Origin of the sequence: [Actinomadura] parvosata subsp. kistnae (assembly GCF_900323885.1) — a bacterium.
Taxonomy (GTDB): Bacteria; Actinomycetota; Actinomycetes; order Streptosporangiales; family Streptosporangiaceae; genus Nonomuraea; species Nonomuraea composti.
This window is the reverse complement of the sequence record NZ_OOHJ01000008.1, coordinates 137,422-158,166: the sequence shown is the minus strand read 5'-3', so window position 1 is coordinate 158,166 and position 20,745 is coordinate 137,422. Positions and strand designations below refer to the sequence as shown.

Here is a 20,745-nt window from a genome sequence, read left to right as displayed (position 1 = left end):
GCTTGAGTTCGGCCGCCTTCCGCACCCCCAGCTCTAGCGCTTGCCCACCGGCCAGTCGAGCGCCGGCCGGTCGGGCTTGCCCGAGGTGCGCAGCTCGGGCATCCTGCCCGGCAGGTGGTAGCGCACCCGCCAGGCGTAGAAGCCGGCGTCCGCGCGCGGCCGGCCGTCCCTGCCGGGCGCGGGCGTCTCCGCGATCTCGGAGAAGGCGGGCAGCAGCGTCCTCGGATCGAGGTGGTACTCGGCGTGGTAGCCGGTGCCCATCGAGCCGACGTAGCTGTACGGGTGCGTCTGCGGGTCCAGCTTCGTCTCCTTGAACGACCACATGAGCAACTGCCCGCCGTAGTAGAGCCCGTCGGCCCGCCGCACCGGCGTGAAGTCCACCGTCAGCCGCAGGTACTGCTTGCCGCCCACCTCGGCCAGCTTCAGCTCGCCCGGGTTGACCAGCCCCTTGTAGTCGGTCCGCAGCGCCCGCACCCACACGTCGGCCTGCTCCGCCGTCAGGCCGCCAGTCGACAGGTTGTCGGTGATGTAGCGGTACGCCCTCTTCGGCGCGCACATCGTCTCGGCCTGGGTGCCCGCGCTCCACTTCTTCAGGTAGTAGCTGTAGAGGAACGACCGGCCGTCGTCGCAGAACGACACGGGCGCGTCCGCCTCGCCCGCCCCCCAGGCGAGCTGCCACTCCTTCGTCCGGTAGTCGTACCCGCTCTCCCACACGAAGTCGGGCCGGTTCCTGTCGAAGTCCGCCCTCTTCGTGTACGACGCCTGCGTGATGTGCATGACGGGCTGCGTGACCGTCGCCTTCCAGCTCGCGTAGAACAACGCGGTGCGATCGACGCGCGCCACGTCCTGCTCCGTCAGCCTGCCCTTCCGCAGCACCTCCAGGCTGGACGCGTCCATCTCGCCCGCGTCCGAGCCCGCGTCGCCGCCGCCGGCGAGCTGCCGCCACGCCAGCAGCCCGGCGCCGCCGAGCACGAGCACCACGGCGAACGAGATCACGGCCGCGAGCAGCGCCTTCCCGCCGCTCTTCCTGGGCGGCGGCGGAGGCGGAGGGGGAGGCGGGGGCCAAGGGCCGTGCTGGTGGTTCGGTGGTCCTCCCGGCCACTGCGTCATCCGGCCCTCCCGTCACGTCCGCGGCCCTGACAAGGCGGCCACGCTAGCAACACCCCCGCTCGCTTCGAAAATGCTTCAAATGTCGCGTTACAAGAGGGATCCAAGTGACGTACAAGACCGGCTGAGGATCATGGGGCCCGCACAAGCAGAGAAAGGGACCCCAGGACATGAGAAGGACAGCGTTGCTGCTGGGCGCCGCACTGCTCAGCGGTCTGCTGGCCGCCCCGGCACCCGCGCTCGCCGCGGCGCCGGCCGCCGTGAAGGTGGCCCAGGTCAAGGCGAGCCCCGCCCGGCAGTCCGGCGCCTGCCCCGCCACCGTCGGCTTCTCGGCCGTGGTGACGGCCAAGGGCGCGGGCGCCGTACGGTACCGCTGGGTGCGCGGCGACGGCAGCAGGAGCGCCGTCAGGAGCCTGCGCGTGAGCGGCCCGCGCAAGGTGGTCGTGCGGGACCGCCAGACGTTCGACCGCAGCACCTCCGGCTGGCAGGCGGTCGAGATCCTGGGCAGGAAGGGCCTGTCGGCCAAGGCGAGGTTCAGCGTCGCCTGCCCGGGGCCGGTCGTCGTCCGGGACGACCACCACCCCCTTCCCGCCCGGCCGGGCAAGCCGCTGACCGCCGCCGCGTCCGTGACGGCCGACCCGCCCTCGTACGAGGGGGCGTGCCCCACGACCGTGCGGTTCACCGGCACGATCCAGGTGTCGCGCACCCCGGCCGACGTCCGCTACCAGTGGGTCGACAGTGCCACGGGCGAGGGGCCGGTGCAGGTGCTCTCCTTCGCCGCGAACGGGCCGCGCAGCCGGCAGGTCGTGCTGCCGATGGGGGTGGGCAGCTCCGGGAGCGGGTGGAAGGCGATCCGGCTGATCACGCCGGGGCAGCACTCCACGCGGGCCGCCTACGAGGTGACCTGCACGTCCACGCCTCCGACGTCACCCCCGCCCACCAGCCCGCCGCCGACGAGCCCGCCCCCGACGACTCCGCCGGCGCAGAAGCCGCAGCCGAGCATCGCCGCGCTCACCCCCGGCGACTACGCGGGCGAATGCCTCGAACCGGTCGCCTACCAGGCCACCGGCCGCATCGCGCTCCCGGCCGGCCCGGCGGCGAAGGTCACGTACTGGTGGATCCTGGACGGGAGCAAGTGGCAGCAGCAGGTGCTGGACTTCGCCGCCTCCGACCGGCCGCGCACCCAGGACGTCACCGCGTCCTGGAGCCTGGACCGCACCGGGGCCGGGCGGCACACGCTCGGCCTGATGACCGAGGGCGGCCCGGCGGAGCCGGTGACGCGCGCGTTCGGCTTCACCTGCACCGACCAGCCCGGCGACGCGAAGCTGACCTTCCGCTACCTGCTCACGCCGGTCTTCCACGGCGTGTGCGACGGCTCGTACGGGCTGCGCGCCGACGGCCTGGTGATGACCGACCGCGAGGCCGAGGTCAAGTACCGCCTCGTCGTCGACGGCAAGCCCGGCCCGATCAGGAGCGAGGTGCTCAGGCCCGGCATCAAGAGCAAGATCGGCGACTTCTGGTACGGCTCGGCCCGCAGCAGCGGCACCGGCGTCGTCCGCCTGGAGGTGCTCAACCACAACCGGCCGTTCATGCAGGAGCCCTACACCTGGGAGTGCAGGGACAAGGACCCGGCGCCGGGCACCGTGAAGATCGTCGAGCTGCGGCCGGACGCCTACTACGGCGACTGCGTGGACGCCCCCTACGTGACCGCGCACGGCACGTTCACCGCCGCCCCCGGCACCGAGATCACCTACCGGTGGGTCGCCGACGGCAACCCCACCGCGTCCTACACGCACAAGGTGGGGGAGAGCGGCATCCTGGAGGTGCAGGCGGCCTACTGGGACCGTCCCGAGCGCAAGGACGGCACCGTCGTCCTGGAGGTGCTCAACCATGACAAGCCGTCCATGCGGGCGGTGTATCCGGTGACCTGCCGGTAGCGCACCGGGGGAAGAACGGCTCTTCCCCCGGCCGCTTCCCGGGCACACAGTGGGAAGGACCGCGCGGCGCCGGGAGTGTGCATGGCCGATTCTTCGCTGACCCGCTTCTACCGGGAGCACGGTTATGTGCTGGTCAAAGGGCTGATCGGCAAGGAGGAGGCACGGGCGTACCGGGAGGAGTGCCACGCGGTGCTGTCCCGGTTACGCCCGTACGACCCCACCTGGGGCAGCGCGAGGCGGCTGGCCGGGTTCGCCACCGAGCTGCGCCACTGCCACGACGTGCAGTTCCACTCGGCCGCGTTCGGCCGGCTCATGCTCGACCCGCGCTTCACCGGCGTCGCGGCGGCCCTGATCGGGTCGGAGAACGTCCAGCTCCACCACACCAAGATCTTCGTCAAGCCGGCGGAGAAGGGCTCGCCGTTCCCCATGCACCAGGACGCCGCGCACTTCCCGCACACCCGCCACACGGTCGGCGCGGCCATCTTCCACTTCGACGACGCGCCCGAGGAGAAGGGCTGCGTGCGGGTCGTGCCGGGCAGCCACCGGCACGGGCCGCTGCCGCACGTCGAGGAGGGCGGCTGGCACCTGCCGCCGGAGCGGTGGCCGCTGGAGGAGGCGGTGCCGGTCGAGGCGGAGGCGGGTGACGTGCTCTTCCTGAGCTACCTGACCGTGCACGGGTCCGGGGTCAACCGCTCGGACGAGGCCCGTACGACGCTGCTCATCCAGTTCCGCGACCCCGCGGACCGGCCCGCCGACGACGTCCACCACTCGCGGGGGCAGGGCATGATGCTGCGCGGCTTCGACCCCCTGACCGGACCATGAGGGCCCGCGCCGGGCTCGTCGCCACGGTGCTGGCGGCGCTGGCGCTCGGTTGCGCGCCCGCGCCGACGCTGCCCGAGACCCACGTGGACGGCGTGCGGATCGTCGAGCGGAAGCCGGTGGGCGCGCGCGGCCAGGCGCTCAGCGTCCACTCCCGAGCGCTCGGCCGCCGGACCCCGGTACGCGTGCTGCTCCCGCCCGGCTGGACCCGCGGCTCCGGGCCCTGGCCGGTGCTCTACCTGCTGCACGGCTGCTGCGGCGCCGGGCATCTCGGCTGGATCGACGAGGGCGGCGCCGAGCGGCTCACCGACCGGCTGCCCGCCGTCGTCGTGGTGCCGGAGGGCGGCCGGGTCGGGTTCTACTCCGACTGGGTACGCGGCCCGAAGTGGGAGACCTTCCACATCGAGGAGCTGATCCCGCTGATCGAGGCCGAGTTCGGGGCCGGGCCCGACCGGGCGATCGCGGGGCTGTCGATGGGCGGGCTGGGCGCCATGGTGTACGCCGCCCGCCACCCCGGCCTGTTCCGCGCCGCCGCGTCGTTCTCCGGCGTCCTCGACACCACCGGCGACCGCTCGGGCGTGCGGCGGCTGGTCGGCGAGAACGGCGAGGACCCCGACGCGCTCTGGGGCGCGCCGGACGGCCCCGAGTGGGACGCGCACAACCCCGCCCGCCTCGCCGCGCGGCTGGGCGGGATGCCGCTCTACGTGTCCTGCGGCGACGGGCGGCCGGGGCCGCTGGACCCGCCGGGCGCGACCGGCGACTACGAGGGCGCGCTGCTGCGCCAGGCGAAGGTCTTCGCCGGGCGGGCCCGGGCGGCGGGTGCCGAGGTCACCACCGACTTCTACGGCGCGGGCACGCACACCTGGCCCTACTGGGAGCGGGCGCTGGAACGGGCCCTGCCGATGTTACGCGCGGCGATAAGGGCCTGATCACGCCCAGCCTGCGTCGATCGCAGCCCCACGTCTCGCCGAACATGCGCAGGTCCGCGATGCCCGCCTTCAGCCCAGCGCCGGCGGGCTTTGCAAAGAGTTTGCGGAAAATGCCTGCAAGGATGCAGGATGGCGCGGATCGTGACCGTTCCGTTATCTTTCGGGCGTATCGGCGCCCCTGATCCGCTCTCGTAGGCCACAGAGGGATGAACGGAGGCGGCGAATGACCATCGACTACATCCGCGAAGCTCCCCGGCACGGCGAGACCGAGAGATTCGGGCCGTCGTGGCAGGGCCTCACCCTTCCCCGGGAGCTCCTCGACCGGCACGGCGCCAAGATCCTCGACCCGTGGGCGGTCGGCCTCGACGACGGCGAGGCGAGGCCCGACTCCACGGTCTACCGCGCGGACGTGCTCCTCGTACCCGGCCACCTGCTCGTCGACCGCAGCGCCACGGAATGGATCGACGCGGCGCTCGGCGAGGTCGGGCTCAGGCTCTCGCAGGAGAGCATCGAGCGGGCCCACCGCAGGGACTACGGCGGCGAGACCGTCTGGATGCCCGCCGTCCTGACCGTCGCAGAAGGCGGGCGCGACGTCAAAGCGGACGCCTGGCCCGCCCTGCGCGCCGTCCGCCGGGCCCTGCGCGCGGCGCCCGCCACCCTCGCCGGACGGGACGACCTGGCCAAGATCTCCCTGGACCACCTGTTCGTCGGCTCCGCCACCAGCGGGATCGGCTCGCTCGACCTCGGCGGCGAGCCCGCCACCAGCGGCCACGCCGTCACCGAGGAGCCCGGCGGCGGCCACCGCCCCGGCTACGGCCGCACCCCCGTCACCGTCGTCGCCGGGCCGCCGCGCCGCCGCACCCTCCAGGAGCTCGGCGGGCCCCGCGTCACCGTGGCCATCCTCGACACCGGCGTGACCGCCCACCCCTGGTTCAAGCCCGTCACCGACCCCGACGCGTTCCTCACCGTCGACCCGGCCGGGCAGCAACTCATCGAGGACACCCACCCCGCCTACCAGGGCCGCGACATCGCCAAGCTCGTCGGGTACGAGGACCTCGGCCACCTGCCCAACCCCCTCATCGGCACGCTCAACTCCCACACCGGCCACGGCCTCATGCTGGCCGGGCTCATCGCGCAGATCGCCCCCGACGCCCGCGTCCTGTCGTACAAGGTCATGCACAGCGACGGCGTCGTCCCCGGCGAGGCCCTGCACGCCGCGCTCGACCGCCTCGTCGCGCTGCTCGACGCCGGGCAGGCCGTGGACGTGTTGTGCTGCTCCTTCGGCGGCTTCGCCGAGACCGGCGACGCGGCCATGCAGGCCCTGTTCGACAAGGTCAACCAACTGCGGGCGCGCGGCGTCATCGTCGTCAACGCCGCCGGCAACTACGCCACCACCCGGCCGTTCTACCTCGCCGCCCTCTCCGAGACCCCCGTGCAGGGGCCGCCGCTCGCCCCCATGCTCGGCGTCGCCGCCAAGAACCCCGACGGCACCATCGCCATCTTCAGCAACGAGCACCCCGCCGTACGGTGGCGGGCCCCCGGCGCCATGGTCGTCAGCACCTTCCCGCCCCAGTTCCGCGGCGCCCAGAACGCCACGCTCACCACCGGCGAGCGCGCCTCCCTCGACTGCGACGCCATGGGCACGCACTGCGCGTGGAGCGGCACATCGTTCGCGGCGCCGATCGTGGCCGGCGCCGTCGCCGCCGAGCTGACCAAGACCGTGCAGCAGGTGGGGGTCGATCGCGTCGCCCGGGCCAAGGCCGTCGTCGACACGATGATGAACGACAAGGTCGCGCGCCCGGAAGTCGTACCGATCTGATGACCGGCGACCCTGCCCTCGATCCGGCCCTCGGCCCGGCCCGCGACGCCGGGCTCGACCCCGCAGCGGATCCCGCGCCGCGGCGGGCGCCCACCCCGCGCGCCCAGCGCCGCGACCGGCTCGCGGCCCTGCTCGTCGAGGCCCGTCAAGGCGACCGCGACGCGCTCGACGCCATCGTCGCCGAGCTCACCCCCGTCCTCTGGCACACCGCCAGGAACCAGGGCCTGAGCCGGCAGGCCGCCGAGGACGTCATCCAGACCACGTGGCTCACCCTGCTGCGCCACCTGCACGCCATCTCCGTGCCCGGCGCGCTCATCGAATGGCTCGTCACCACCGCCCGCCGCGAGGCGTGGCGGGTCAGCCGCGCCTCCCGCAAGGACGACCTGCCCGGCGACGACACGTTCGACGACCTGCCCGACCCCGTGCTCACCCCCGACGAGCTGCTCGTGGACGACGAGCGGCGGCGCGCGCTCTGGCACGCGGTCGAGAGCCTGCCCAAGAGGTGCGCCGAGCTGCTGCGGATCATCGCCTTCGTGCCCCGCCCCCACTACGACGCGGTGGCCGCCGCCCTGAACATGCCGCTGGGCAGCATCGGGCCCACGCGCGGCCGGTGCTTCGCGAAACTGCGCCTCCTGCTCGCGAAGGACCCGGATTGGAGCTCCTGATGAACACGGCCCAAGGGGATTTCCCCTCCTTCAGCCCCGAGGACCAGCACCTCGCCGACGAGATCGCGAACGTCTACCGCGTCGTCGATCCCGTGCCCGCCACGCTCGTCGCCCGCCTGCAGTTCGCCCTCGCCCTCGAGTCGCCCGACTTCGGGGCGCCCGAGTTCGAGGTGCTGCGCCCGCAGGAGGAGGACGTGCTGCCCGCCGGCGTGCGCGGCGGCGAGGACAGCCGGACGATCACGTTCGACAGCGAGATCCTCACCATCATGATCAGCGTCAGCGCGCGCGACGAGCACGCCGTCCGCGTCGACGGCTGGCTCGCCCCGCCCGGCGACCACCTCGTCGAGCTGCGCTGCGGTGCCGGCGCCCACGTCGTGCGGGCCGACGACCAAGGACGGTTCGTGCTCGACGTGGTGCCGCGCGGGCTGTCGCAGCTCGTCGTCCGGCAAGGGGTTGATGATCCGGCGCAGGCGGCGATACTGGCGGTGACGCCCTCACTCATCCTCTGAAACCCCCGACTGCGAGGCCGGATGCGCGACCACGGGCGTGCGGCCACGCTCCGCGAGCAGGCGGAGCGCCTGCACAGGCTCAGCGTCGAGGCGACCGACAACGGCCGCCCGGCCCTTGCCGCCCGCCGGCTCCGCCAGGCCCTCACCCTGCTCGGCCGGAACACCCCCGAGAACGACGGGCCTGAGAACGACGGGCCCGCGGCCGGCGTCCCGCCGGGTGAGACCGTGGCGGGCAGCGGCGCCCCCAGCGCTCATGACGGCCTGGTCGCGCGGCTGCTGACCAGCCTCGCGCACGCCGAGGCCGAGCAGGGCCGCACCGAGCTCGGCATGGCCCTGCTCGACCAGGCCCAGCGCCGCGCCACCCCCGCCGAGCTGGCCATCGTGCACGCCCAGCGCGGCCTGATGCACCTGCGCATGGGCTCCAGCACCGAGGCGCTGCGCGAGCTGGACCTCGCCGCCCCCATGCTGCAGGACGGCGACCCCGTCGAGCTGGCCAGAGTGCTGCTCAACCGCTCCGTCATCCACATCGCGACCGGCCACGTCCGCCAGGCCAGGGACGACGCCCGCAGGAGCGCCCAGATCGCGCAGGCGCAGCACCACCCCGTCATCGCCGCCAAGGCCCTGCACAACGACGGCTACTGCGACCTGCTGCTCGGCGACGTGCCGGCCGCGCTCACCGTGTTCGCCCAGGTGGAGCGGCTCTACCAGGACGACAACCCCGGCTTCCTGCCCGTGCTCGCCCTCGACCGGGCCCGCGCGCTGCTCACCGTCGGCCTCACCGACGAGGCCGGCCACACCCTCGACCGCGCCATCGACGGCTTCCGCCGGCAGCGCCTGATGCAGGACTACGCGGAGGCCGAGCTGGCCAGGGCCCAATGCGCGCTGGACGCCGGCCGGCACAACGAGGCCCGCGCCTGGGCCCGGCGCGCCGAGACCCACTTCCGCCGCCGGGGCAGCGCGGCCTGGGCGCGGCGGGCCGAGCTCATGCGGCTGCGCGCCGACCTGGCCCGCGGCGCCGCCCCACGGGCGGTGGCCAGGCGCGCGTGGGAGCTGGCGGGCCGCTTCACCGGGCTCGGCATGCCCGCCGACGCCGAGATGGCCCGCCTGGTCTCGGTACGCGCCCTCCTCGCCGCCGGCCACCTGACCGCCGCCACCGTCACCGCCACCGCCCCCTGCCCACCCCCGCCCCCTGCGGACGCGCCCCCGCCCCCTGCGGGCGTCGCACCGGCCATGACACGGCAGGACGTGCCGCCGCCGACCGGGGCGCCGGGCGCTGCGGAGGCGCCCGCCGCCGGACGGGCGTCGTCCGGTGAGACGCCGGTGGGCGGTGAGGTGCCCGTGGGCGCTGAGGTGCCGGGCGGCGGTGAGAGGCGGGTCCGTGGGCGGGGGAGGGGGGAGCCGCTTGACGTGCGGTTGATGCGGCACCTGGCCGAGGCCGAGCTGGCCGGGGCGCAGGGGCGGCGGGGGCAGGCGTTGCGGAAGGTGCGGGACGGGCTGGCGCTCATCGACTCCCACCGCGGCAGGCTGGGCAGCCTCGACCTGCTGACCGGCGTCGCCGCCCTCGGCGCCGACCTGGCGGCGCACGGGTTGCGGGCGGCGCTGGCGGGCGGGTCGCCGCGGCAGGTGTTCGTCTGGTCGGAGCGGTGCCGGGCGCAGGCGTTCAGGTTCCGGCCGACGCGGGCGCCCGAGGACGAGCGGACCGCCGAGGCGCTGGCCGAGCTGCGCCAGCTCGCCCAGCAGATGCACGCCGACGAGGCCGCCGGGCACCGCCGCCCCGCGTTGCGCAGGCGCTGCCTGGAGCTGGAGCAGGTGGTCAGGGAGCGCGGCTGGCAGCTGCCCGGCGTCGGCGAGCGGCTGGCCCAGGCGCCGGTCGCGGCGGTGCGGGAGGCGCTGGCGGAGGACGGCCTCGCCCTGGTCAGCCTGCTCAACGTGGGCGGCGGGCTGCTCGCCGTCGTGCTGGTGAACGGCGGCTGCCACCTGCACCGGCTGAGCGCGTACGAGCCGGTGGCGGAGGCGGCGCGGCGGCTGGCGGGTGACCTGAACGCGCAGGCGGGACGCAACCTGCGGCCCGCGATGAAGGCGGTCATCGAGGCGTCGGTGCGACGGCAGCTCGGCGTGATCGCCGGCGCGCTGGAGGCGCCGCTGCGGCAGGCGTTGTCCGGCGCGCGGGGGATCGTGCTGGTCCCGACCATGGGCCTGTCGGCCGTTCCGTGGGGCCTGCTGCCGCAGGTGCGCGGCCGGCCGCTGTCGGTGGCGCCGTCCGCGCTGGTGTGGCTGGCGGCCAGGCGCGCCGCGGAGCCGTTCGTACGGGACGGCAGCTCCTCCGTGCTGGTCGCGGGGCCGGACCTGGAGCACGCCGAGCGGGAGATCGAGCGGCTGGGCGCCGTGCACCCGAAGGCGCGCCGGCTCACGGGCGGCCTGGCCACCGTGTCGGCCACCCTGTCGGCGCTCGACGGCGCGTCGTTCGCGCACTTCGCCGCCCACGGCCACCACGAGCGCGAGAACGTGCTCTTCTCCCGCCTGGTCCTGGCCGACGGCCCCCTCATGGCCCACGACCTGCAACGCCTGGACCGGACGCCGGGCCACGTCGTGCTGTCGGCGTGCGACGTGGGGCAGGCGGTGGTCAGGGCGGGCGACGAGCTGCTGGGCTTCACCGCGGCCCTGCTGCATCTGGGCACGTCCACGGTCATCTCCAGCCTCACGCGGGTGCCGGACGCGGTGGCCGAGCGGGTCATGACGGCCTACCACCGCGGGGTGTCCGTCGGCGCGTCCCCGGCCGACGCGCTCGCCGCGGCCGCCGAGGGGGAGCCCGCGTGCACGTTCGTCTGCTTCGGCGCAGGCTGAGAGCGCCGGTGTCCCGGAGCCCGGAAGCGCGACGCCTCAGCTCAGGCGCACGCCGATGAGGCAGGTGTCGTCGTCGGTGTCGGAGTTGCAGTGGGTGAGCAGGTCGTCGAGGCGGTGGTCGAGCGTGGTGGCGGCCCGTCGGGCGATGGCGAGGAGCTGGTCCTGGGCGTGGCGCATGTTGTGGTCGCGCCGCTCGATGAGGCCGTCGGTGTACATGAGCAGCGTGTCCCCGGCCCGCAGCTGGAGCTGCCCCTCCTCGTAGCGGGCGTCGGTGAACGCGCCCAGCAGCGGCCCCTTCACCATCGGCAGCTCCGAGCCGTTCCCGTCGCGCAGCAGGATCGGCGGCAGGTGGCCGGCCCGCGCCCAGCGCAGGACGCGCGTCGGCGGGTCGTACAGGGCGCACACGGCGGTCGCGGTCATGCGGTCGGCGAGGTGGTGGGCGACCTGGTTCAGCCAGTCCATGATCTGCGCGGGGCCGGCGCCGGTCGTGGCCAGGCCGCGCAGCGCGTTGCGCAGGACCACCATGCCGGTGGCCGCCTGCACGCCGTGCCCAGCCACGTCGCCCACCGACAGCAGCACCCGCTGGGACGGCAGCGCCACCGCGTCGTACCAGTCGCCGCCGACCAGGTCCTCCTTCTGCGCCGGGCGGTAGCGGACGGCGATGTGCAGGCCCAAGGAGTCCATCGTGGCGTGCGAGGGCGGCATGATCGCCTGCTGGAGCTGCAGCGCCAGGCGGTTGCTCGCGGCCGAGCGCTCCTCGGTGTCGGCGAGCTGGTCGCGGGTGACCGCCAGCGCCACCTCCGTCCAGTGCTGGGAGGAGATGTCCTGGTACGCCCCGCGCACCGCCATGAGCCGCCCCTCCGGCCCGAACACCGGCTCGGCCACCACCCGCATGTGCCGGGTGATCCCGTCGGGGCGCACCAGCCGGAACGCCACGGCCGCGAACCGGCGGTGGTGCAGCACCGTGCGCAGGAAGCGGCCGATGGCGATCTCGTCGTCGGGGTGGGCGTGGTCGCGCAGCCGCTCCAGCGGGATCGGCTGGTCGCCGGGCTTCATCCCGTACAGGGAGTAGAGCTGGGCGTTCCAGGTGATCTGGCCGGTGACCGCGCTTTCCTCGAAGCCGCCGATGCGGCCCAGTCGCTGGGCGTGCTCCAGCAGGCCGGCCAGGCGGGCGTCCTCGTCGTGGTCGCGCCACACCATCAGGACGCTGTCGCCGTGCCGGGTGAGGCTGACGTCCGCCACGCCCGTCGTGCTCAGGCCGAGCGCCATCCGTTCGGCACGGAACGGCTCCCCCGTGGCGTGCACGTGCAGCAGCCGCCCGAACAGGCCGCCCGCCGCCCGCGGGTACGCCTCCAGCAGCAGCCCGCCCGGCACCAGCGGGTACGCCTCCAGCAGCAGCCCGTCCCCGCCGGCGAGGCGGTCGTTGACGTGCCGGATGCGGAAGTCGGCCGGCTCGCCCCGCGAGTCCAGGTGCGCCCGCAGCACCAGCGCCGGGTCGGGCAGCGCGTCGGCCAGGTCCACCACCTCCGACAGCGCGCCGGTGGGCGGCGCCAGCGGCACGAACGGCGCGTCCAGCGTGTGCGCGCACAGCTCCGCCATGGCCTCGATCTGCCGTTCGAGCCGGGGCGGGTGCGGGGGCAGGGCGTGCGGCCAGCAGATCTCCAGCACGCCGAGGATCCGGCCGCCCATCGTCATCGGCACCGTCACCCGGCCGCCGCCCGCGACCAGGCGGCCGATGGTGGGCAGGCCCGCGTCGGCGTGCCAGATGATGCGCCGCTCCGCCAGCGCCCGGCCGGCCGGGGTGAGCACGCCGGGCGGCACGTGCCGCCACCGCCTGGCCTCCTCCGGGCCGAAACCGGCGTAACCGGCCAGGGTGAGCGCGGCGCCCGGCTCGGCCGCCCACACCGCCACCGCCGTGGCGCCCAGCGGGGCCAGCGCGTGCTCCAGCAGCGCCATGGCCACCACCTGCGTGTCGCGGGCCCCGAGTGCGGCGCTCTCGGCGGCGCGCAGGCGTACCGACACCTCCGGGTCGGACTCGGCCGCCGCGCCGATGCGGTCGCCGGCGACCTCGTTGACGATGTCGGCGGCCAGCTCCAGGCGGGACACGCCGGCCTTGGCGGCGAGCGTGGCGAGCTGCTCGGCGGCCTGCGCGGGGGCGCAGTGCAGGCGCTCGACCAGCACGCCCTTGGCCAGCTCGATCAGGGCGCGGTCGTCGGCGGCGCGCCGCACCCGCTCGATCTCGCGCCGCAGCCGCTCGACGGTCGCGGCCAGCCTCGCGATCTCCCCCTCCCCGTCGCCCGCCCCCTCGCCGCCTTGGGACTCGCCCCCGCCCTCATACGATTCGCCCTCATGCGATTTGCCCGCACCGCCCTGCGGCTCGGGCGCACCGTCCTGCGGCTCGGGCGCGGCGTCCGGCCAGGCGGGCGGGTCCGGCAGGTCGGTGATGTCGGCCGCGCTCAGGGGGGCCGAAGGGACGGGGGGAGGAGGCGCCTGGTCGTCGTGGCTGGAAGGGAAGTGCACGTCGCCGCTCCTCGGAAGGTCGTCAGGACGGGTCCATCCAGTGCTGGATGCGTTCGATGAGATGGTCGGCGTCCACCGGCTTGGTCACGTAGTCGCTGGCCCCCGCCGCCAGGCTCTTCTCCTGGTCGCCCGGCATCGCCTTGGCGGTGACCGCGATGATCGGCAGGTCGGCGTACTGGGGCATGGCCCTGATCGTCTCCGTGGCCGTGTAGCCGTCCATCTCGGGCATCATCACGTCCATCAGGATCAGGTCGGTCTCCTCGTGGGCGGTCAGCGTGTCGATGCCCTTGCGGCCGTTCTCGGCGTGCAGCACGTTGATGCCGTGGATCTCCAGCATGCTCGTCAGCGCGTACAGGTTGCGGGCGTCGTCGTCCACGACCAGGACGGTGCGCCCGGCGAGCGTGTTGTCGATCTCGCGGGCCGCCGCCGCGTTCACGGTGCCGGTCCTCACCAGGGGCAGCACGTCGCCCGGCTGGTCGGCGGTCAGGTGCAGCGCGATGCGCTCGCGCAGCTCGTCGAGGCTGGACAGCAGCTCCAGCGGCTGGTGTGCCAGGCTCACCTCCTGCTGGGAGTGCGAGCGCCAGCTGTTGTACGCGAGCACCGGCACCCCGTGCAGGCGCGGCTCGCGGTCCATGATGTCCAGCAGGTGGTAGGCGGACAGGTCGGGCAGGCTGAGGTCGAGCACGATGCAGTGGCACGGCTCGCCGGTGAGCATGACGGCCGCCTCCTCGGCGCCGGCCGCCGTGACGACCTCCATCGTCCCGTCCTGGTCGCGGGCGCCGGCCAGGTCGCCGACGACGCTCTCGGAGACCAGCGACAGCAGCCCGTGGGGCCGCTCCTCGATGACGAGCAGCCGCCGCGCCGACACCGGCGCCCGCTCCGCCGGCTGCGCGGGCTCCCCGCCCTCCGCCGGCACGACCTCGAACCCGGGCCGCGCCACCGGCAGGAACAGCGTGAACACGCTGCCCTGCCCCGGCGTGCTCTGCACGGTGATGGCGCCGCCCAGCAGGTAGGCGATCTCGCGGCAGATGGACAGGCCGAGCCCGGTGCCGCCGTACTTGCGGCTGGTGGTGCCGTCGGCCTGCTGGAACGCTCCGAAGATCACTTCGAGCTGCTGCTCGGGGATGCCGACGCCGGTGTCGACGACGCGCAGCGCGATGGCGGGGCCGTTCGGGCGCACGGAGACGGGCAGCTCGGACGGCGAGGCCGGCTCGATGCGCAGCTCCACGCTGCCGGTCTCGGTGAACTTGACCGCGTTCGAGAGCAGGTTGCGCAGCACCTGGCGCAGCCGCGAGTCGTCGGTGAGCAGCTCGGCGGGCACGCCCGGCGCGGTGGTGACGCGGAAGGCGAGCCCCTTCTGCCCGGTCATCGGGCGGAAGGTGGCCTCGACGTAGTCGAGCAGCTTGCGCAGCTGCACCCATTCAGGGTTGATGTCCATCTTGCCGGCCTCGACCTTCGACAGGTCGAGGATGTCGTTGATGAGCTGCAGCAGGTCGGAGCCGGCCGAGTGGATGATCCCGGCGTACTCGACCTGCTTGGGCGTCAGGTTGCGGGTGTGGTTCTGGGCGAGGAGCTGGGCCAGGATGAGCAGCGAGTTGAGCGGCGTGCGCAGCTCGTGGCTCATGTTGGCGAGGAACTCGCTCTTGTAGGTGGAGGCCAGCGAGAGCTGGTGCGCGCGCGCCTCCAGCTCCTGGCGGGCCTGCTCGATCTCCAGGTTCTTGGTCTCGATGTCCTGGTTCTGGCGGGCCAGCAGCGTCGCCTTCTCCTCCAGCTCCGCGTTGGAGCGTTGCAGCTCCTCCTGCTGCTGCTGCAGCTCCTCCGAGCGGGCCTGCAGCTCCACGGCCAGCCGCTGCGACTCCTTCAGCAGCTCGTCGGTACGCGCGTTGGCCACGATCGTGTTCAGGTTGACCCCGATCGTCTCCATGAGCTGGTCGAGGAAGGCGCGGTGCACCGGTGTGAACGGCTGCACCGAGGCCAGCTCGATCACGCCCAGCACCTGCTCCTCGACGACGATGGGCAGCACGATCACGGACGTGGGGTCGGTCCTGCCGAGCCCGGAGGAGATCGTGATGTAGCCGGCCGGCAGGTCGGTCATCGCGATGGTCCTGCGGCTGCGCGCCGCCTGCCCCACCAGGGCCTCGCCGATCCTGAACCGGGTGGGCCGCTCCGGGTCGGCGGGGTAGCCGTAGGCGCTGATGAGCTTCAGCTCGCTCTCCTCGGCCAGGAAGAACGCGCCGTACTGGGCCGAGACCAGCGGCGCCAGCTCGTTCATGACCAGCTCGGCCACGGTGGCGAGGTCGCGGTGCCCCTGCATGAGGCCCGACATGCGGGCCAGGTTCGACTTCAGCCAGTCCTGCTGCTCGTTGGCGTTGGTCGTCTCGCGCAGCGACTTGACCATCGAGTTGATGTTGTCCTTCAGGTCGGCCAGCTCGCCCTCGGCGTCCACGGTGATCGACCTGGTCAGGTCGCCGGAGGTGACCGCGCTGGTCACCTCGGCGATCGCCCGGACCTGGCGGGTGAGGTTGCCGGCCAGCTCGTTGACGTTCTCCGTCAGCCGCTTCCACGTGCCCGACACGCCCTCGACCTCGGCCTGGCCGCCGAGCCTGCCCTCGCTGCCGACCTCCCGGGCCACCCTGGTCACCTCGGCGGCGAAGGAGGAGAGCTGGTCCACCATCGTGTTGATCGTGGTCTTCAGCTCCAGGATCTCGCCCCGGGCGTCCACGTCGATCTTGCGGGTCAGGTCGCCGCGCGCCACGGCCGTGGTGACCTGGGCGATGCTGCGGACCTGGTTGGTCAGGTTGTCGGCCATGGAGTTGACGTTGTCGGTGAGGTTCTTCCAGGTTCCGGCCACGTTCGGGACGCGGGCCTGCCCGCCGAGCTGGCCCTCCGTGCCGACCTCGCGGGCCACGCGCGTGACCTCGTCGGCGAACGCGCTGAGCGTGTCGACCATCGTGTTGATCGTCTGCGCCAGCGCCGCGACCTCGCCCTTGGCCTCGACCGTGATCTTCTGTGACAGGTCGCCGCGCGCGACGGCGGTGGCCACCTGGGCGATGCTGCGGACCTGGTTGGTCAGGTTGGAGGCCATGACGTTGACGTTCTCCGTCAGGTCCTTCCAGGTGCCGGAGACGCCCCTGACCGTCGCCTGACCGCCCAGATTGCCCTCGGTGCCGACCTCGCCGGCGACCCTCGTCACCTCGTCGGCGAAGGAGGAGAGCTGGTCCACCATCGTGTTCAGGGTGTTCTTCAGCTCCAGGATCTCGCCGCGGGCCGAGACCGTGATGCGCTGCGACAGGTCGCCCCTCGCCACGGCGGTGGCGACCTGGGAGATGTTGCGGACCTGGTCGGTGAGGTTGCCGGCCATGAAGTTCACCGAGTCGGTCAGCGCCCGCCAGGTGCCGGCCACGCCCTTGACGTCGGCCTGGCCGCCGAGCCGGCCGTCGGTGCCGACCTCGCGGGCCACCCTGGTGACCTCGGCGGCGAAGGAGGAGAGCTGGTCCACCATCGTGTTGACGGTGTTCTTCAGCTCAAGGATCTCGCCGCGCGCGTGCACGGTGATCTTCTGCGACAGGTCGCCGCGCGCCACGGCCGTGGTGACCTGGGCGATGCTGCGTACCTGGTCGGTGAGGTTGCCCGCCATCGCGTTGACGGACTCGGTGAGGTCCTTCCAGGTGCCGGAGACGCCGGGCACCTCGGCCTGGCCGCCCAGCCGCCCCTCGGTGCCGACCTCGCGGGCCACCCGCGTCACCTCGGAGGTGAACAGGGACAGCTGGTCCACCATGCCGTTGAAGACGGAGGCGATCTCGCCGAGCAGCCCGTCGGCGTCGTCGGGGAGCCTGGTGCGGAAGTCGCCGTCCCTGACGGCGGTCAGCCCCGCCAGCAGCCGGCGCAGCTCCGGCTCCTCACCCGCGTCTCCCGGGCCTCGGGCGCGCTTTCCACGCGCGGACGAATGGGACGTGCCGACGGTGGAGTCGCCCATGACCGGTCCTCCGTAGTCGCCCGGGCTTCCTCAGGTAGCGGAGACATTAGCCGGAACTGTCCGCGGTGCGCGCTAACCCCAGGTTGTCATCTATCTATCACAGGACGTATATGTGAGGTGAGCGAATCCGGCACGGGCCCGGCCACCGCCGCCCGTCACTGGTCCGTGGTTCGCCGGGCGCGCAGGGCGCGGAGCTTGTGGCGGTTGCCGCAACGTTCCATGGAGCACCAGCGGCGGGCGCCGGGGCGGGAGGTGTCGACGAACACCAGCGGGCAGTCGTCGCTCGCGCACTCGCGGATGCGCCCGGCGAACGGCCCGGACAGCAGCTCGATCATCTCCCTGGCCATGGTGGACAGCGCCTGCGCGGCTCGTACGGGCGGCTGCCACGCGATGCTGGTGCCGTCGGCGCCGAGCCCGGGGACGAGCGGCGCCTCGGCGGCGGCCCGGTTGATCGCCGCGATCGCGGCGGCCGGGACGGGGCGATCGGCCGCCCGGGCGTGCGCGGCCACCCAGATCGCCTGCCGCAGCGCCTTGGCCGCGGCCAGCTCATCCTCGGTCACGGGCGCCGTCACGACGGCGGCCGGCGGCGGCTGGGCCAGCCACGCGGCGAGGTCGGCGGGCTCGTGCAGGGTCTCGAACACCGCGTAGGGGCCCTCGCCGCCGGTGTGCGCGAAGTCCAGGCACAGGGCGCCGGCGTCGAACCAGAAAGAGCCGCCCTTGGGGTCGTGCAGGAGCCGCCCGGTTGTCCTCGCTCGCATGAAACCAGTATAACTGGTGTCGCAGCGAAACCGCTTTTACCGGTTTCACCAACCGAGGAGACAGCACATGCCCGTACGGCACATCAACCCCGAGGGGCTTCACCGCAGCCCGGCCTTCAGCCAGGCCGTCGTGGTCGAGCAGCCCGCGAAGACCATCTACATCGGCGGGCAGAACGGCGTCGGCCCCGACGGCAAGGTCGTCGCCCCCACCGTCGGGGAGCAGGCCAGGCAGGTGTTCCGCAACCTCGCGACCATCCTGGAGAGCGAGGGGGCGAGCCTGGCCGACATCGTGCACTGGCGCATCGCCGTCGTGGACGGCCACACCTTCGACGAAGGCGTGGCCGCCTTCCAGGAGGTGTGGAACCGGGCCGACCCGCCGCCCGCCATCACGGTGCACGTCGTGGCCGGCCTCAATCCCGGATGCCTCGTCGAGGTCGACGCCGTCGCCGTCGTGTGACGGCCCGGTGTGTGACGGGTGTGTGACGGCGCGGTCAGTGACCGGAGGAGGAGGCGGCGGCGCGCTCGCGGGCCAGCCGCTCCTCGCCCGACAGCGTGGCCAGCGGCTTCTCCTTGATGAACAGCACCGCCACCAGGGCCAGCACGGTGAGCGGCACGCCGATGAGGAACAGCTCCGCCGTGGCGGTCGCGTACACGTCCTGGATGATGCGGACGACGGGAGCGGGCAGCTTCGAGATGTCGGGCACGGCGTGCGTGTCGGCGCCGGAGCCGCCGGCGCCGGCCATCGGGCCGAGCTTCTCCGTCAGGAGCGTCGTGACCCGGTTGGCCAGCACCGCGCCGAGGGCGCTGACGCCGATCGTGCCGCCCATGCTGCGGAAGAACGTCAGCACGGAGGTGGTGGAGCCCAGGTCCTGGGCGGGCACGTCGTTCTGGGCGGCGAGCACCAGGTTCTGCATGAGCATGCCCACGCCGATGCCGAGCACCGCCATGTAGACGCCGAGCAGCACGGTGCCGGTCCCGCCGTCGATGGTGGCGAGCAGGCCCATGCCGCCGAGCATGACGACGCCGCCGGCCACCAGGAAGCCCTTCCAGCGGCCCGTCTTGGTGATGAGCTGGCCGGCCACGGTCGAGGAGACCAGCAGGCCGAACACCATCGGCAGGCTCATCAGGCCGGCCACGGTCGGCGACTTGCCGAGCGCCACCTGGAAGTACTGCGACAGGAAGACGGTGCCGCCGAACATGGCCACACCGACCAGCGCGCTGGCGATCGTGGCGAGGGCGACGGTGCGGTTCCTGAAGATGCCGAGGGGGATGATCGGCTCGGCGGCCCGCGACTCGACCCAGACGGCCAGCGCGAGGATGATCAGGCCGCCGCCGACGAGGCCGGCCGTCCACCAGGAGCCCCACGCGAACTGGTTGCCCGCCAGCGACGACCAGATCAGCAGCGTGGAGACGCCCACCGTGATCAGCAGGGCGCCCAGGTAGTCGACCTTGACCTCCTTGCGCACCACCGGCAGGTCGAGGGTGCGCTGCAGCAGGACGATGGCCACGATCGTGAACGGCACGCCGAGCAGGAAGCACCAGCGCCAGCCGAGCCAGGAGGTGTCGACGAGCACGCCGCCGATGAGCGGCCCGGCCACGGTGCCGATGCCGAACACGGCGCCGAAGATGCCGGAGTAGCGGCCCAGCTCGCGCGGCGGGATCATGGCCGCCATCACGACCATCGACAGCGCGGTCATGCCGCCCGCGCCGACGCCCTGGACGGCGCGGCTGACGATGAGGATCTCCACGTTCGGCGTCAGGCCCGCGATCAGCGAGCCGGCCACGAACAGCCCCAGAGAGAGCTGGATCAGCAGCTTCTTGCTGTAGAGGTCGGCCATCTTGCCCCAGAGCGGCACGGTGGCCGTCATGGCCAGCAGCTCCGTGGTGACGATCCAGGTGTAGACGGTCTGCGTGCCGTGCAGGTCGGTGATGATGCGGGGCAGGGCGTTGGCCACGACGGTCGAGGCCAGGATGGACACGAACATGCCCACCATCAGCCCTGACAGTGCCTGAAGGACTTTTCTTCTGGACGTGGGCGCAGCGGCCGCGGGCTCGGGCTGCGCGCTGGTGGCTGTCATCTTTCCTCGATCTCTCGGGCAGGAGGGGTCCCCGCGGCGCGGGGCTCCTGCGAACACCGGCAGGACGGAGACGTGCACGCCCTGCGGAAGGGTCAGAAGGGAGTGGGTGACCGGGCCGGTCAGGGGTTGGGCAGGCCGGCGGCGAGCTGGCCGAACGCCTCGTCCACCAGGCCCGGCAGTGACGGGCGCCCGCCGGCGGCGCTCCAGCGCAGCATCGCCACCCGGAAGGCCGCCATGGCGGCCGCGGTGGCCAGCTCGGGATAGCCGCTCGTGCCCGGCTCGACGCCGGCGCGGCGGGCGACGGCGGCCGTCACGGCCCGCTCGGTCTCGCTGCCGCTGGCGACGAGCCGGGGGAGCAGTGACGGGTTCTGCTCGAACACCTTCAGCCGGAGCAGCCAGCGCTCGCGCTGCTCCTGCACGTGCTCGGCCTCGGCGCGGGCCATCAGGCGCAGCGCCTCCAGGACGGGCACCCGCGCGGGGACGGCGTCCAGCCGTGCGCACAGCTCGGCCGCGGACGCCTGGTGCGAGCCGATGAGCGCGTCCTCCTTGGACGGGAAGTAGTTGAAGAACGTCCGGGAGGAGACGTCCACCGCCTCCGCGATGTCCTCCACCGTGACCGCCGCGAGGCCGCGCTCGGCGACCAGGGTCAGGGCAGCGTGCTCCAGCGCCGCGCGGGTCTCGAGCTTCTTGCGATCCCTGCGGCCGAGCTCCTCTGCACTGTCCACGATGGTCACAATGCTGAGGTTAGAGGAAAAATTTCAGGGTCTGCAATGTTTCAGGATCT

General features: G+C 73.2%; 14 protein-coding genes. 8 read left to right on the top strand and 6 right to left on the bottom strand.

Annotated elements, in window-relative coordinates:
- Positions 1 to 33: 33 nt before the first annotated feature.
- On the bottom strand, positions 34 to 996 hold the full coding sequence (locus KIS93_RS08950; RefSeq protein ID WP_080040594.1) for a hypothetical protein: 963 nt from the start codon (positions 994 to 996) through the stop codon (positions 34 to 36).
- Positions 997 to 1,277: 281 nt separating this feature from the next.
- On the opposite strand from KIS93_RS08950, the gene KIS93_RS08945 reads away from it, so the two are divergent.
- The 7 genes from KIS93_RS08945 (at position 1,278) to KIS93_RS63225 (ending at position 10,629) form a co-directional block, all read left to right on the top strand.
- Complete coding sequence (locus tag KIS93_RS08945; RefSeq protein WP_155128035.1) at positions 1,278 to 3,044, top strand: hypothetical protein; 1,767 nt, start codon at positions 1,278 to 1,280, stop codon at positions 3,042 to 3,044.
- Between the two features lie 81 nt (positions 3,045 to 3,125).
- The gene (locus tag KIS93_RS08940; RefSeq protein ID WP_080040592.1) at positions 3,126 to 3,866 is read left to right on the top strand and encodes a phytanoyl-CoA dioxygenase family protein; all 741 of its coding nucleotides are present in this window, start codon (positions 3,126 to 3,128) and stop codon (positions 3,864 to 3,866) included.
- Entirely contained in the window at positions 3,863 to 4,792 is a 930-nt protein-coding gene (locus KIS93_RS08935; RefSeq protein WP_080040591.1) for an alpha/beta hydrolase, read from the top strand. Before KIS93_RS08940 ends, KIS93_RS08935 begins: the two co-directional genes overlap by 4 nt.
- A gap of 223 nt (positions 4,793 to 5,015) precedes the next feature.
- Positions 5,016 to 6,611, top strand: a complete 1,596-nt coding sequence (locus tag KIS93_RS08930; protein WP_080040590.1) for a S8 family peptidase — start codon at positions 5,016 to 5,018, stop codon at positions 6,609 to 6,611.
- Positions 6,611 to 7,276, top strand: coding sequence for an RNA polymerase sigma factor (locus tag KIS93_RS08925; RefSeq protein ID WP_080040589.1), 666 nt, complete (start codon positions 6,611 to 6,613; stop codon positions 7,274 to 7,276). The genes KIS93_RS08930 and KIS93_RS08925 overlap by 1 nt, the downstream gene beginning before the upstream one ends.
- Complete coding sequence (locus KIS93_RS08920; RefSeq protein WP_080040588.1) at positions 7,276 to 7,785, top strand: hypothetical protein; 510 nt, start codon at positions 7,276 to 7,278, stop codon at positions 7,783 to 7,785. Before KIS93_RS08925 ends, KIS93_RS08920 begins: the two co-directional genes overlap by 1 nt.
- Positions 7,786 to 7,806: 21 nt before the next feature.
- On the top strand, positions 7,807 to 10,629 hold the full coding sequence (locus KIS93_RS63225) for a CHAT domain-containing protein (protein WP_080040587.1): 2,823 nt from the start codon (positions 7,807 to 7,809) through the stop codon (positions 10,627 to 10,629).
- Between the two features lie 36 nt (positions 10,630 to 10,665).
- Here the strand turns inward: KIS93_RS63225 and KIS93_RS08905 are convergent, their stop codons facing one another.
- The 3 genes from KIS93_RS08905 to KIS93_RS08895 all read right to left on the bottom strand — a co-directional run bounded on the left by KIS93_RS08905 (position 10,666) and on the right by KIS93_RS08895 (position 17,883).
- A complete protein-coding gene (locus tag KIS93_RS08905; RefSeq protein WP_230466357.1) occupies positions 10,666 to 13,149 on the bottom strand; it encodes a SpoIIE family protein phosphatase in 2,484 nt (827 codons plus the stop codon).
- 22 nt (positions 13,150 to 13,171) lie between these two features.
- Positions 13,172 to 17,125 carry a HAMP domain-containing protein gene (locus KIS93_RS08900; RefSeq protein WP_080040586.1) on the bottom strand — a complete coding sequence of 1,318 codons (3,954 nt, stop codon included), beginning with the start codon at positions 17,123 to 17,125 and terminating at the stop codon, positions 13,172 to 13,174.
- Between the two features lie 155 nt (positions 17,126 to 17,280).
- Positions 17,281 to 17,883, bottom strand: coding sequence for a CGNR zinc finger domain-containing protein (locus KIS93_RS08895; RefSeq protein WP_080040585.1), 603 nt, complete (start codon positions 17,881 to 17,883; stop codon positions 17,281 to 17,283).
- Between the two features lie 67 nt (positions 17,884 to 17,950).
- On the opposite strand from KIS93_RS08895, the gene KIS93_RS08890 reads away from it, so the two are divergent.
- Positions 17,951 to 18,340, top strand: a complete 390-nt coding sequence (locus KIS93_RS08890) for a RidA family protein (protein WP_080040584.1) — start codon at positions 17,951 to 17,953, stop codon at positions 18,338 to 18,340.
- Positions 18,341 to 18,374: 34 nt separating this feature from the next.
- On the opposite strand, the gene KIS93_RS08885 is transcribed toward KIS93_RS08890, so the two are convergent.
- Both KIS93_RS08885 and KIS93_RS08880 read right to left on the bottom strand, forming a co-directional pair.
- Positions 18,375 to 19,868, bottom strand: coding sequence for an MDR family MFS transporter (locus KIS93_RS08885; protein WP_230466356.1), 1,494 nt, complete (start codon positions 19,866 to 19,868; stop codon positions 18,375 to 18,377).
- A 212-nt stretch (positions 19,869 to 20,080) separates the two neighbouring features.
- Positions 20,081 to 20,686, bottom strand: coding sequence for an acyl-CoA-like ligand-binding transcription factor (locus KIS93_RS08880; RefSeq protein ID WP_080046952.1), 606 nt, complete (start codon positions 20,684 to 20,686; stop codon positions 20,081 to 20,083).
- Positions 20,687 to 20,745 lie beyond the last annotated feature (59 nt).